The sequence below is a fragment of the Deefgea piscis genome, assembly GCF_019665785.1.
In the GTDB taxonomy this organism is placed as follows: Bacteria; Pseudomonadota; Gammaproteobacteria; order Burkholderiales; family Chitinibacteraceae; genus Deefgea.
Window position 1 is genome coordinate 2,234,027 of record NZ_CP081149.1, and the last position, 13,557, is coordinate 2,247,583.

Consider the following 13,557-nt stretch of genomic DNA (forward strand, 5'->3'; position numbering starts at 1 on the left):
TGCTTTACAACAGCTGCTGAAATTATCATTCAAGCGTACATCGAGCCTTATATGATTCAAAATATTCAAATCCGCGAACTGACACCTCGCCACCTTCGTCAATCATGTTCTAACTGCAGCTTGCGTGAACTTTGCCTCCCTATCGGACTGAACCCCGAAGAAATGCAAGAGCTCGATGCCATTATCACGCAAGCTCGACCGATCAAACGCGGTGAAGCACTTTACCGTGCTGGTGAACCCTTTAAATCGCTCTTTGCCATTCGCGTTGGATTTTTTAAAGCCAGCGTGATTTCTGAAGACGGCCGCGAACAAGTCACCGGCTTTCATATGTCGGGCGAATTAATGGGCATGGACGCGATTAGTTCAGACTTTCATACTTGCGACGCCATCGCACTCGAAGACAGCGAAGTGTGTGAACTGCCCTTTGGTGAGATTGAAGAATTAGCCGGTGATGTGCCACTCTTGCAGCGCCACTTATATAAAGTGATGAGCCGAGAAATCGTTCGCGACCATGGTGTCATGTTGCTATTGGGCAATATGAAGGCAGAAGAACGTCTAGCTGCTTTTTTGCTCAACCTATCGCAACGTTTTGCTATTCGCGGCTACTCTTCTACTAGCTTTCATCTGCGGATGACGCGTGAAGAAATCGGTAGCTACCTCGGACTCAAACTTGAAACCGTTAGCCGAACGCTGTCAAAATTTCAAGATCAAGGCTTTATCAAAGTTCAAAATCGCTTAATTGAAATCATTGATGGTGACAGTTTGAAAAAGCTGTTGAGCAACTGCCAAGGCGAATAATCTCGCACGGGCTGCCCAACCCATAACGGCAGCCCAATGGAGCTACAATGCATTACACCATCGTCGCGCCACAACCCCTACAAGCATTGCTCGCACATCGACTCAAGCATTTCGCCACAATTGACTATCAGTTTTGCGACAAAACCAAATCCCAGCCGGCAATGATCTTTGTCCAAGCCAATCCCCACGCAACGCCCAACACCTTCCAAGCTGATATTGAACTACTGGCCCTACCGGCATTACAAGCACCAGAATACGGCTTTATCTTTGCCGCAGCGGGATCATTAACGGCACTACAAAGCACGGCCCCTTTACTCGATGCACTCGCCCCTATTGCCAATGGATGGCTACATATTGGTGACTTTGGCGCCGCTAGTTTTGCACATCGCGCGTGGCAAACAATAACTGAAAGCGCATCTAAAGAAAGCTCCGCTTTTTGGCAAAAAATCCCAAATCTACCCACGCCTATTCCGCTCAATCAAGCGGAGTTCATTACTGAGCTCGCCAAGCAAATGGGTGAACAGCAACAACAATCCATCGTACTACAACAGCTTGCCAGCGAGTTTCTCAGCCAGCAGCCAGCACACGATTTCCAGCCCTACTCTCCACTACAACGCCAATATTTTGGCCCATGGAGCCAAACCAATACCTCGCCAGCACAGCAATTAGCCAACTTCATTTTGCAAATCCCCACGCAATACACGCCAGCCAATTGAGCACAAAAAAATAGGTATTGCAATACAGCGCTTATTGTATAAAGTCTGCATCGCAATACCTATTTAATCATTCCAACTTTCAGTCAAACACACTCAAACCAAACGCAGCGATTGCTACTTACTTGGCCATCACCCGCTGACGACGGCTTTCAGACAAGACAATCCCTGCCGCTACCGACACATTCAAACTCTCTACCGAACCATACATAGGAATCGATACCAGACTATCACAAAGCTCACGCGTCAAACGGCGCATGCCTTCACCCTCATTACCCAACACCCAAGCAATCGGCCCAGTTTGGCCATAATGGAACAAATCGCACTGACCATCGGCCGCAGTACCCACCACCCAAATGCCACGTTCTTTTAAGTCGCGAATCGTTCGCGCCAAATTAGTCACCATCACATACGGCACGACTTCAGCGGCACCACAAGCCACTTTAGATACTGTCGCCGTTACGCCAACACATTTATCTTTAGGTGCAATCACCGCATGTACGCCCATGGCATCGGCGACACGCAGACAGGCACCCAAATTATGCGGATCGGTAATCCCATCTAAAATCAATAAAAACGGTGGCTCATCTAAATCATCCAATACATCTTCAATCGACAAATAGCTTTTTTCAGTATCAATCAGCGCCGCGACACCTTGATGACGTACATGACCAGCAATACCATCCAAACGTGCACCATCCACTTGAACCAGTTTTACATCTTGTAATTTCACGGTTTTCAGTAAATCTTTCATCCGTGGGTCGCTACGTTCACTATTAACGTAAACCTCTAGCACCGAGTCGGGAAAACGCCGCAAGCGCGATGTGACAGCATGAAACCCATGAATAATTTTATTTTGCGACATACGCACATTTCCTAAAAAAGCCGAGATTCGCAATTTTACGGGGTTTATGCAAAAAAGACTGTAAATAAGACATTCTGAGCGCGAGAATACGCTCATTATTTTACAGCGAAGGCAATACTCAGTTAAATACATACTATTCTTAAGGTACTTCAACAACAAAATAGCATCAACTTTCCATGACCATGACAGCAACTGAAAACAAATCCAGCACTGAGCTCAGAGACCAATACCTCGCGATGCTAGAGGATATTGCCAAAGAACTCGATGGCAATACGATTTTCCCTGTTTGCTTTGATATTTCAATCCAAATTGGCGCGGCGATGAAAGACCCCAATGCTTCGATACAAAAAATCGCCAGCGAAGTAGAAAAAGACCCACTCATCACCACCAAGCTGCTCAAGCTAGCCAATTCTGCTAGCTACAATCCCTCAGGGCGCGCCATTGTAAATATCGAAAATGCCGTGATTCGACTAGGAATGGGCGTCGCACGTTCGGCAGCACTGGCTTGTGCAATGGATCAACTATCTCGTTCCGCACAACTCGCCCCCTTTGAAGCGCAATCTCGACTTTGGTGGCAACACAGCCTTAAAACTGCAGCCATTGCGCGGGTACTTTGCAAACACCTCGCGCCGCGCCTTAACCCAGAAGTCGCTTTTTTAGCTGGACTGGTTCACGATTTGGGCGCTTTTTTTATGCTCGATCGCGCAGGCAGAAACCCAGAGCTACTCGAAAGGCCTAAAACCGTGGAATATTTAGTCGCGCAATGGCATGACAGCATTGGCACCGTGCTGCTTGATACCTTGTCACTACCCGAAGAAATCATCGAAGCGGTCAGAGACAATGACTTGCCTCGCCCACCGACCACGCAATTAAGACGCCTAACTGATGTAATTTACGTCGCCAATTTATTCGCCGGTGGACTGGAAGAAATCAACAAACAAGATCTGCCTGAGGCCTTTGTTCCCACCGAGCTCAACGACCCGCAATACACCAATTTGATCAATGAGATGAACGAAGCCTGTCAAGAAATTCTGAGTGTGTTTTAAGTCTAATTGGCAGCACACGGATGGCTGATTAACGAGTCACCGTAAGACCTGATAACTTGTGCAATAACGACTTGATAACCTGACAGCCATTGCGCGTAACGCGCCTTTGCCTGCAAATGCAATGGATGCTGCATCAACGCTTTTAAGCCCGCTTCAGATTGCCAATAATAAACATTACAAATCCGTCCGCTCTCTACATTTTGCCAAGCCTCCTCGCCCAAATAACCCTCGGTTTCCTTAGCGGCCTGAGCAATCTGCTGGTCGAGTTGATGAAATTCTTCGTCAAATTGTTTAGGGTCAAAAATAAAGGTTGCGGAATAAATCACGGCACTCAGCCTTTTTGCATCGGTACAAAACGAATCCCTGACGGGCTAACTTGGTCGGCACCGCAAGGCATAAAGCCGTAGCGCATATACGCCATCACACTGTTCACACTGGCGCTCACCGTTTGCAGCGGTGCATCTTGCTCAGCAGCCTTAATTAAAGCGCGGCCAACGCCGCGACTTTGCATTTCAGGCAGCACAAACAACATGGCGATATGCTGTGATGACCTTACCTGTAGTACACCAATGATCACATCTTGAATCAAGGCAATATACGTCACCGAATGCCGCGCATCGCGACTGGCAATTTCATCGGCAGTCGACAAGCGGGCAAACGTAGCCACCCCAGCAGGTGGCTGATACTGCACGGCCAAATGCGCAAAAGTCGTTTGCACTACCTCTGCGGCACGCTGATATTCATCGGCGACAATTTTACGAATCACCAATGCCATCTTAACCCCCGGTACCACCCACTGTTAAACCACCGTCAATTCGCATTGTGGGTTGCCCCACGCCGACCGGCACGCTTTGCCCATCTTTACCGCACGTCCCTACACCTGGATCGAGCGACAAATCATTACCCAGCATCGACACTTTAGTCAGCACATCCGGACCATTACCAATCAGCGTGGCGCCTTTTACTGGGTACAGCATTTTCCCGTCTTCGACCCACCATGCCTCAGCTGCAGAAAACACAAATTTGCCGCTGGTAATATCCACCTGACCACCACCGAAGTTCACTGCATACAGTCCGCGCTTAATCGATGCAATAATTTCTTGCGGATCTTTATCGCCATTTTCCATCAAGGTATTGGTCATGCGTGGCATGGTGATATGCGCATAGCTTTCACGGCGGCCATTGCCCGTTACCGGTTGCCCCATTAGGCGAGCATTGAGACTGTCTTGTAGATAGCCTTGTAAAATACCGTCTTCAATCAATACCGTGCGCTGCGTTGGATTGCCTTCATCATCGACATTGAGCGAACCACGGCGATCACCAATCGTGCCATCATCCACTACCGTAACGCCGGGCGCAGCAACGCGCTGGCCGATTTTTCCCGCAAAGGCCGAGCTGCCTTTGCGATTAAAGTCACCCTCTAAACCATGGCCAATCGCTTCGTGCAGCAAAATACCCGGCCAGCCATTACCTAACACCACCGTCATCTCGCCTGCCGGTGCCGGTCTAGCATCTAAATTGAGTACCGCCTGATCCACCGCTTTTTTGGCGTAATCGAGCAAGACCATGTCGGTAAAATAACCATAATCAAAACGACCGCCACCACCGGCACTGCCTTGTTCACGTTTGCCATTGGCTTCGACAATCACATTGATCGACAAGCGCACCATAGGTCGCACATCCGCCGCACGATGGCCATCGTGACGCGCGATATACACCAGCTCATATTCACCCGCTAAGCTTGCCATCACTTGCACTACGCGCGGATCGAGACTGCGCGCCAATTGCTCCAATTTTTCCAACATCGCCACTTTGGCCGCTTCGTTTAAACTCGAAATAGGATCTGTTGGGGTATAGAGCTGACGAGCATTATGTTTTGTGACATTGCGAGCAATACCCTCACCACCTTGCCGACCAATCGCCCGAGTGGCGTAAGCGGCTTGGGTCAGCGAGGGCAAGCTAATATCGTCCGAGTAAGCAAACGCCGTTTTTTCACCTTGAATTGCCCGCACACCCACGCCTTGGTCAATGCTAAAGCTGCCTGATTTCACAATCCCTTCATCCAAACTCCACGCTTCAGAGCGGCTGTATTGGAAATACAAATCGGCGTAATCAATTTGGTGCGTCATGATGTCGCTAAAAACTTGGCTGAGCGCCGCCTCATCCAAATTAAATGGGGTTAGTAATTGCTGTTCAGCTAAGGCAAAAACGGTCATTGGGGTTCACTTTTAAATAAGGTGTTTAAGTTGTCGTGCGACAGCAAGTCGGCAAGGCGTTTCAATCAAAAACAACCCTGCACATTTTTACAGTATTCAGTTACAGCGATTGTCCATGAAAGACCAAAAAAAGTACGAACAATTTCATCAGAAGCAATCAGCAATCCCATCGGAAGAAAACCTCATCGTCATTGTGAGCCGGTTAATCCCTTGCCGGCTATGGCAATACACGATGTGACAAGGCAGGCAAACTACTGCGAACTCGCTGCATCTGGCTGGCCTTTAATTCACCCAGCACCAGCCCTTCACCACTAGGCAGACAATTGATTACCTGCCCCCACGGATCAACAATCATGCTGTGCCCAAAGGTCGTTCGACCGCTAGGATGCTCACCGCCTTGATCAGCAGCGATGATAAAGCATTGATTTTCAATCGCCCGAGCACGCAGCAAGACCTCCCAATGCGCGCGGCCCGTCGTTGCCGTAAACGCCGCGGGTAATAACCAAATATCGATACCGTCCACTTGACGAAACAACTCCGGAAAGCGCAAATCATAACAAACCGCCAAGCCAACGCGGCCAAATGGCGTCTCAAACGTGACCACTTCATCGCCAGCGCTAATAGTGTTGCTTTCACAAAACTGCTCGGTACCACTATCAAAACCAAATAAATGAATTTTGTCGTAGCGCGCAATACATGCGCCACTTGGGTCAAATACGAGGCAGCTATTTTTAACCTTTGCGGCATGCTCCGAGCGCAATGCAATTGTACCGGCCGCCAAATAAATACCGTGCTCGCGCGCGGCGGCGGCCAGAAAATCTTGAATCGGCCCAGCGCCAAAGGCCTCTTGTATCGCCAATTTGTCTTGATCGGTTTGCCCCATCATCGCAAAATATTCTGGCAACAGCACCAGCTTAGCGCACGCCTCTGCGGCCTTGGCAATCAGCAACTTAGCGCGCTGTAAATTGTCATTCACCACGGGACCAGAAATCATTTGAATCGCGCACACTTGAACCGATTGCATATTACCCTCGCCATGTATAGCCACAAAAGCCACATCTAATGTTTACTACTGCAACATACCCATTAGTTTAATTTTTTAACTTGTGGATCACGCATTGAACCGCTGATTTGATACTCAAACGAAACCAACTCTCCGAGCGGATTTTGATCAAACAAACGCTGCGCGGCAAAGGTCGCCAATCCGGCAATCGGATTAATCGCCGCGACGCCCAAAGCCACCGCATCCCCAACAGCAGGAACGATGCGCACCACAATGTCTTGCGTGCCAGCAACAAAATTAGCATCGCCTTTAAAACGCACTTTGGCCGACGGGGCATCGATCGTCAGGTTTTTAGTCTTGGCGACACCTTGATTCATCGTGGCGTCCCCGGTAATGCGATCAAAACCAAACCCTTGTGAAATCAAGTCTTCAAAATCAAGCTTTAAGCGCCGCGGAATCGCTTGTAAATTCAGCACCGTCAAAAACCGCCCGGCGCCCGGATCAATTTTAAGAAACTGCCCAGCGCCAACGTCAATTTTAAACTGCCCTTGCATTGAATTGAGTTTGGGCGACCAAGGCGGTCCTTGCCATTCCACATTGCCGCCAAAATTGAGTGGCGCCATCGTCATCGCCTCTGGATAGCCAAACCGAGTCAATAATCGTCCCAGATTCGGCGAAGTGAGCTGTACTTGTCCTTGAGTCAGATTTTTTCCGTCTTTTTGTTTCCAAACCCCATTTAATATTAAATCACCGTCGTTATTTTTTAACTGTAACTGCTCAATATTGAGCGCCGCGCCTTGCGGTACCGCCAATACATTTAACCGACCCAATTCAATCCGCTCATAGCGCAAATCAGCCACATCTAAATTCATTTGCGGCCAAGCACTCGGATCATCCAATGCATTGTTTTGCACAGGACCACTTAAGCCCGGCACATTGGTCTGCGTTGTCTTTGGTTCCATTGACAATGGCAACCATAATTTACTCAGTTTGGCATTCAGTTGACGACTACCGGCCTGCCAGTTGATTCGGCCCGCCAGCTCTTTACTGTCTAAATCAATCTGCCAATTTTGTGCTGTCGGTTTCGCGCTAATGGTGACACCATTAAATAAACGTCCCCATGCATTCACTTGCTTAAAACCTAGCTCTTTCACTGTAATGACCGGCAAGTTATTGCTCGCGGCATTGGTCGTGGAATTTGCCGAGGCAATCGATGGTCGCGGCATTTTTTCAACAAAATCGAGCCAATCTTCAACATCGAGCGCAGGCCAATGCCCAGTCACTAACACGCCACTCTCTGGCATCGCCCTCACTTCACTACCTAGTCCAATCACCATTTGTACTTTCGGTTCAGCATTAGGGCTCGTTTGCTTACTTTGCATTTTGCCGAATAACAATTGACCCAAAGAAAACGTTAATTGATGCTGCAATTCCCCACCGCTGGCTTTGACATTGAGCGCCCGGCTTTGCGCGGCATTTTTGCCCAGCGGCGCCGGTAGATTGACTTTCGCCCCTTGTAAATCGCTACTCACCGATAGATCAAATTGCTTAGGCGCAACTTTAAGCTGCGCTTGATACTGACTTTGCCCCGAAATCTGCGTTTGCAGTGCCGGTAAATAAGCAGCGGCAATCTGCCCCATTGCCGCGTCACCAGTTAAATTTAATACCAAAGCGCCATTGACATCGTTCGAGCCTAATAATTTAACCGTACCACCAAGGGCCTTGGCCTGAGCATATGGCACTTTAATCGCCGACTCAGAAAACTCAACCTCCCCAGTGGCGGCATTGAGTACCGGAATCGCACCACCAAAACGCAATTGATTTTGCTTAAATCGATAACGACCACTCACTTTGGTATTTTCAATATTCAGCATGGGCAGATCGAGCTTCAAATCCAAGGTGCCATCGCCTTCGGCCTCCAAGGTATCTAAAAACCCTTGCGTACTCTCCTTAACCGGACTATTGGCAACAAAAGACAAAAAATCATCCGTATGGCCACTAACTTGGCCGCTCACCAATATATGTTGATCTTGTTCTAAATTCGGAATGTCAACCTGCACACCACTCAAGCGGGTTTTTGAGATTTCGCCAGCCGATGCTTTAATTTTCATCGCCAAGCCTTCAAAAGCCAAATCACCATAAATATGGTCAATCACCGGCCAGCCTGGCACATAGTTCAGCGTTACATCCGCCGCTTTGGCATAAATTGCAAACTGGCCACGCGCCTCATCGGCCGAACCTTTGTGGTAAGGAAACCCAGCTACATCGCCCTGCCAAATAATCCGACCCTGACTGGCATCCCCAGCCAGCAAAGCTTGCTTTAACCAATCGAGGACATCGTCACCCAAAATACGGGGCAGATAGCGATACGCCTGATTGGCCGATAGGTGAGCGATATCCCCCGATATTTTCACCTTCCCCAAGCCTGAACTTGGCCCTTCATAGCGACCATTTAATTTCAACTGAATGGCCGGATTCATTATTGAAAAATTCAGCAAATCAAAACGCCAGTCTTGCGCCTTCTTTTGCCACTCTATACGGGTACTGAGCTCATTAAGCAGCATGGGGTCGACAAATTGTGCCGGGTAGTTAAATTCGGTATTACGCCCCTGTACATCAAACCGCCCGCCTTGGTCTTGCCACTGCCCCGTCAAATCAATTGGGCCAAGATTCAATTCAGGGTGACGCAGCACCAGCGCTTGCGCATCAAAACGTCCCGCCAAAGACTTTGCGGCAGACAATGGGCCTTGCCAACTGAGCTCTGCTTCTTGAATTAGCCCACCCACCTTTGCGGGAGCATTACCCAATTGCGCAGCAGCCCCATTCGCCAAATATGTAACCAAATATGGCTTTAATAGCGGTAAATACGCATTTAAACCCGCAAGTTGCCACTGCTTTAACTGCAAAGCTGATTCAAGCTGTGTTTGGCTATACGTTAAGTTACACGAGGTACACAACACCCCGGACGGAGATTCAATTTGACGGCCATTAATTTTTAAAGTTTTTCCCTTAGGGGTATCTGACCAGAAGACAAGCGCATCAAGCTTGGGCAGCTGATACAGGGTAGCCGTAGCGTGATCTCGCATTTGCCAATCACGCGCACCCAAATCGGCCTCAATAGCTTGCAATTGGCCTTGTGCTAAATCAACGCGTAAATTGAGTTGACCCACACCATGCTCAAGCAGCAAGTTCTTTGGCATTACGGCATTCAGCCACGGCATAAACTTAATCAAATTACTTTCGGGCAACTGCAATTTAAGCCAGCCCGACCATTGCTGTAGTTGCGCAACATCTCGCCCTTTGAGTCGCCCCTGCATTTGAATCCGCGGCCCCACACTCGGCGGCGGTGTTAAAGCCAAATTAAAGCGATGCGCGCCTAAAAATTGATCAGTAGAAAAATCCACCTGACTGAGCGTCAAACTGGGGTACTGCCCTTGTGCATCACTAAAACGCACCTGCCCTTGCTCAATGACAATCTCATTTTGCGCCAGCAACCAATTGAGCATGCTGGCATCGCGGTGCTCGCTAGGTTGTTGGCTTAATGCCACACCCCCCATCCACCAACGACCATCCATAGCGCGACTAATGTCGAGCAAAGGCGACTGCAGCACGATTTGATGAAATTGAATCCGACCTAAAAATAGCGTCTGAATCGATAAAGTGGCACTGAGCGTCGCAAAACGCAGGTCTGGCGCTTGGCGGTTTTTACCCACGGCAAAATCGCGCACCATTAACTGCGGATACCCCCCTTGCCAGCCGCCACTGACTTGACCAATGAACACCGGCACCCCAGTTGCCTGTTCAAGCTGAGTCATCAGCCAAGGCCGATAATCATTCAATCGCGGCATAAACCAGAACTGCCAAGCACTCGCCACAATCAGCAACAGTAACAAAAAGGCCAGCACAAGACGCTTTAGCCACCGAAAGAGGCTGTGCGGAAGATGAAATAAAGCAAGTTTGATGCGGCGCACTAAAAAACGTCCAAATTCAAAAGAGGGAAAGCGCCCAAACAGGCTCGGCTATGCTAGGGTTACGCACAAGAGCGCTATTTTACCCTGATTCCAAAGCGGCATTTCGCTTCAGTTCGCATTTCTCGCAAAGATTTGCCGCCGTCTATGCCCCGCATCACACTAGACACCTTCAGGTAAGCCCCATAGCGCCAATTGCCAATGCCTACGAGTGAGCCCATGACTGATACCGCCTCTGCCAACCCCGCCATTCTTGCCGCACGCCAGCATAGCCGCTACCTCAATAATCTATTTATGCGTCACCCCCACTTAATCGACGCCACCATAGAAGCGCTCGAGCAAATTTTTACTCGGCAAGCAATGCTCGATCAACTGGCGCAAGAGCCCATTGAAACCGAAGAACAGCTCAGCCAACAATTACGTAATTTGCGCCAAGCGGTGATGGCTAGACTCATCACCCGAGAAATCAGTGGTCGATCTGACCTCAATGAAGTGGTCACCACCACTAGCGATTTGGCAGAAGTGGCGCTGAGCCACGCATTGCAATTTTTAAGCCAAGCCACCGAGCGCACGGGCCTACCCATAGGCGAAGACAGTGGCACCGTGCAAGAGTTAATCATTGTTGGCATGGGCAAACTCGGTGGGCGTGAGCTCAATGTCTCGTCCGACATCGATTTAATTTTTGTCTACCCCGAAGACGGTGAAACCAACGGTACTAAGCCCATCAGTAATCATGAGTATTTTGCTCAAATTGGCAAAAAGCTGATTCGCATCATTGGTGACACCACCGCTGATGGCTTTGTATTTAGAGTCGATATGCGCTTACGCCCCTTTGGCGACTCGGGCCCCTTGGCCACCAGCTTTGCTGCTTTAGAAAACTACCTACTCACCCAAGGGCGCGAGTGGGAGCGATATGCATGGATTAAAGGGCGCGCTTTAAGCGGTGACGCTGCGGGCTTAATGAGCTTAGTGACCCCGTTTATTTATCGAAAATACCTCGATTACGGCGCGTATCACTCTATGCGTGAGCTACACAGCCAAATCCGCCGTGAAGTGGCGCGCAAAGATCGCTTTGAAAACGTCAAACTGGGCCCAGGCGGCATTCGTGAGATTGAATTTATCGGCCAAGTATTTCAACTAATTCGCGGTGGGCGTACCAAGACTTTGCAGCAAAGACCAACACAAGTCATTTTGAATGAGCTGGAACAGCAAGGCACGCTGCCTGCTGACATCGTCAATCAACTGCAAGCGGCGTATGTGTTTTTACGCAATGTCGAGCATCGCATTATGTATTTAGACGATGCGCAGACCCAAATGCTGCCCACGCAAAGCGACGATCAAGCGCGACTGGCATTGAGTATGGGGTTTGCCCAGCAAGCCGTTGGCGATTGGGTACAGTTCAAAACTACACTCGACGCACATCGCGCGCGCGTCACCGCGCAATTTGAACAAATTTTTGCACTCCCCGAGCACAGTGCACTCAATGGCAGCAACACCGAAACGCATATCGACCAATATCTCGATGAAGACACCAGTCGATTAAGCGCGCTAGGCTTTGCAAAACCACTTGAAATCCAACGTCGACTCAATGCTTTGCACGACAGCAGCAAATATCGGCAAATGCCCGACCGCTGCCGACAAAGACTGGACGCGATCTTACCGTCACTCATTACCATCTCCGCCCAAGTGGGCAACCCCGACATTACGCTGACGCGATTACTCGACTTACTCGAAGCCATTGGCCGCCGCGAGTCTTATCTAGCACTGCTAGCCGAGCATCCACAAGCGTTAAAACGGCTCGCATCACTATATAGCGCTAGCCCTTGGGTGTCTGAATACCTCACTCGCCACCCCATCTTGCTCGATGAACTCCTCGATTCACGTTTACTACATCAAGCGCCTGACTGGGGCAAATTAGGCGAGCAACTTCGGCAAGAAATTAGCCAGCTGAAAGACGACACCGAAGCCAAGATGGATTGCTTGCGGCACTTTCAACATACGCAGATTTTTCGCTTAGTGTCGCAAGATTTGGCCGATTTATTGCCTTTAGAAACGCTTTCGGATCATTTATCTGATCTGGCCGATCTGATTTTATCGGTTGCCATCGAAGAAGTTTGGCGCGAAATGCCCAATAAACACCTCGACACACCGCAATTTGCCATTATTGGCTATGGCAAATTGGGCGGCAAAGAATTGGGCTATGCGTCGGACTTAGATCTGGTGTTTTTATACGAGGACGAGCACCCCAACGCGGGCGAAATCTACGCTCGCTTTGCCAAGCGGGTGGTCAACTGGCTCACCAGCATGACCTCAGCCGGTCAGCTGTATGACATTGATTTACGCTTACGCCCCAATGGTACATCGGGACTCTTGGTTTCCAGTATTGATGCCTTCGAGCAATATCAGCGCAATTCGGCATGGGTTTGGGAGCATCAAGCGCTCACACGTGCTCGCTACTGCGCAGGGGACGCCGCGATTGGTCAAAAATTCACGCTGATTCGCAACGCCATCATTTGTTTAGAGCGTGATATTGATTCGCTCAAAGCCGAAGTGCAAAAAATGCGCGAGAAAATCCTTGAAACCCACCCCGCCAGCGCAGTGGATGTAAAGCATTTGCGCGGTGGGATTGTGGATATTGAATTTATTATGCAATTTTTGATTTTGGCATATTCATCGACCATTCCCGCGCTCACAGCCAATTTGGGCAATATCGCTTTACTGGACACCGCCGCCCAGCATGGCTTAATCAGCAGCCACGCCGCAGAACACGCTCGCATTGCTTACCGCGCGCTGCGCCGCTTGCAGCATATCAATCGCCTGAACGGCACGCCGCTCACGCCGGACATGATTGCGCCACTGGAAAACGATCTGCAATCGGTGCAAGCCACTTGGCAAAATCTATTTGGATAAAGGTTTCAGCCAACAAAAAGCCCCAACGTCTTGCACCG

Annotated in this window: 10 protein-coding genes; 4 read left to right on the plus strand and 6 right to left on the minus strand. The window is 49.4% G+C overall.

Going from position 1 to position 13,557, the window contains the following annotated elements; all coding sequences use genetic code 11:
* Positions 1–51: 51 nt before the first annotated feature.
* Positions 52–798, plus strand: a complete 747-nt coding sequence (gene fnr, locus K4H25_RS10350) for a fumarate/nitrate reduction transcriptional regulator Fnr (RefSeq protein ID WP_173534312.1) — start codon at positions 52–54, stop codon at positions 796–798.
* Positions 799–845: 47 nt separating this feature from the next.
* Complete coding sequence (locus tag K4H25_RS10355) at positions 846–1,514, plus strand: hypothetical protein (protein WP_221020438.1); 669 nt, start codon at positions 846–848, stop codon at positions 1,512–1,514.
* Between the two features lie 118 nt (positions 1,515–1,632).
* Here the strand turns inward: K4H25_RS10355 and rlmB are convergent, their stop codons facing one another.
* Positions 1,633–2,376: a 23S rRNA (guanosine(2251)-2'-O)-methyltransferase RlmB gene (rlmB, locus tag K4H25_RS10360; protein WP_173534314.1), complete on the minus strand. Its 744-nt coding sequence runs from the start codon at positions 2,374–2,376 to the stop codon at positions 1,633–1,635.
* A 176-nt stretch (positions 2,377–2,552) separates the two neighbouring features.
* Between rlmB and K4H25_RS10365 the strand changes: the two genes are divergently transcribed.
* Positions 2,553–3,422 carry an HDOD domain-containing protein gene (locus tag K4H25_RS10365; RefSeq protein WP_221020439.1) on the plus strand — a complete coding sequence of 290 codons (870 nt, stop codon included), beginning with the start codon at positions 2,553–2,555 and terminating at the stop codon, positions 3,420–3,422.
* A gap of 2 nt (positions 3,423–3,424) precedes the next feature.
* Here K4H25_RS10365 and K4H25_RS10370 read toward each other — a convergent pair whose 3' ends face one another.
* The 5 genes from K4H25_RS10370 to K4H25_RS10390 form a co-directional block, all read right to left on the minus strand.
* The gene (locus tag K4H25_RS10370) at positions 3,425–3,748 is read right to left on the minus strand and encodes an antibiotic biosynthesis monooxygenase family protein (RefSeq protein ID WP_255587522.1); all 324 of its coding nucleotides are present in this window, start codon (positions 3,746–3,748) and stop codon (positions 3,425–3,427) included.
* A gap of 5 nt (positions 3,749–3,753) precedes the next feature.
* Positions 3,754–4,197, minus strand: a complete 444-nt coding sequence (locus K4H25_RS10375; RefSeq protein ID WP_221020440.1) for a GNAT family N-acetyltransferase — start codon at positions 4,195–4,197, stop codon at positions 3,754–3,756.
* Position 4,198: 1 nt separating this feature from the next.
* Positions 4,199–5,638: a metalloprotease TldD gene (tldD, locus tag K4H25_RS10380; RefSeq protein ID WP_221020441.1), complete on the minus strand. Its 1,440-nt coding sequence runs from the start codon at positions 5,636–5,638 to the stop codon at positions 4,199–4,201.
* 217 nt (positions 5,639–5,855) lie between these two features.
* Complete coding sequence (locus tag K4H25_RS10385) at positions 5,856–6,662, minus strand: carbon-nitrogen hydrolase family protein (RefSeq protein WP_221020442.1); 807 nt, start codon at positions 6,660–6,662, stop codon at positions 5,856–5,858.
* Between the two features lie 62 nt (positions 6,663–6,724).
* Positions 6,725–10,612, minus strand: a complete 3,888-nt coding sequence (locus K4H25_RS10390; protein WP_445347050.1) for a YhdP family protein — start codon at positions 10,610–10,612, stop codon at positions 6,725–6,727.
* 216 nt (positions 10,613–10,828) lie between these two features.
* Here K4H25_RS10390 and glnE point away from each other — a divergent pair, with 216 nt between their 5' ends.
* The gene (gene glnE, locus K4H25_RS10395; protein WP_221020444.1) at positions 10,829–13,519 is read left to right on the plus strand and encodes a bifunctional [glutamate--ammonia ligase]-adenylyl-L-tyrosine phosphorylase/[glutamate--ammonia-ligase] adenylyltransferase; all 2,691 of its coding nucleotides are present in this window, start codon (positions 10,829–10,831) and stop codon (positions 13,517–13,519) included.
* The last annotated feature ends 38 nt before the right edge of the window (positions 13,520–13,557 follow it).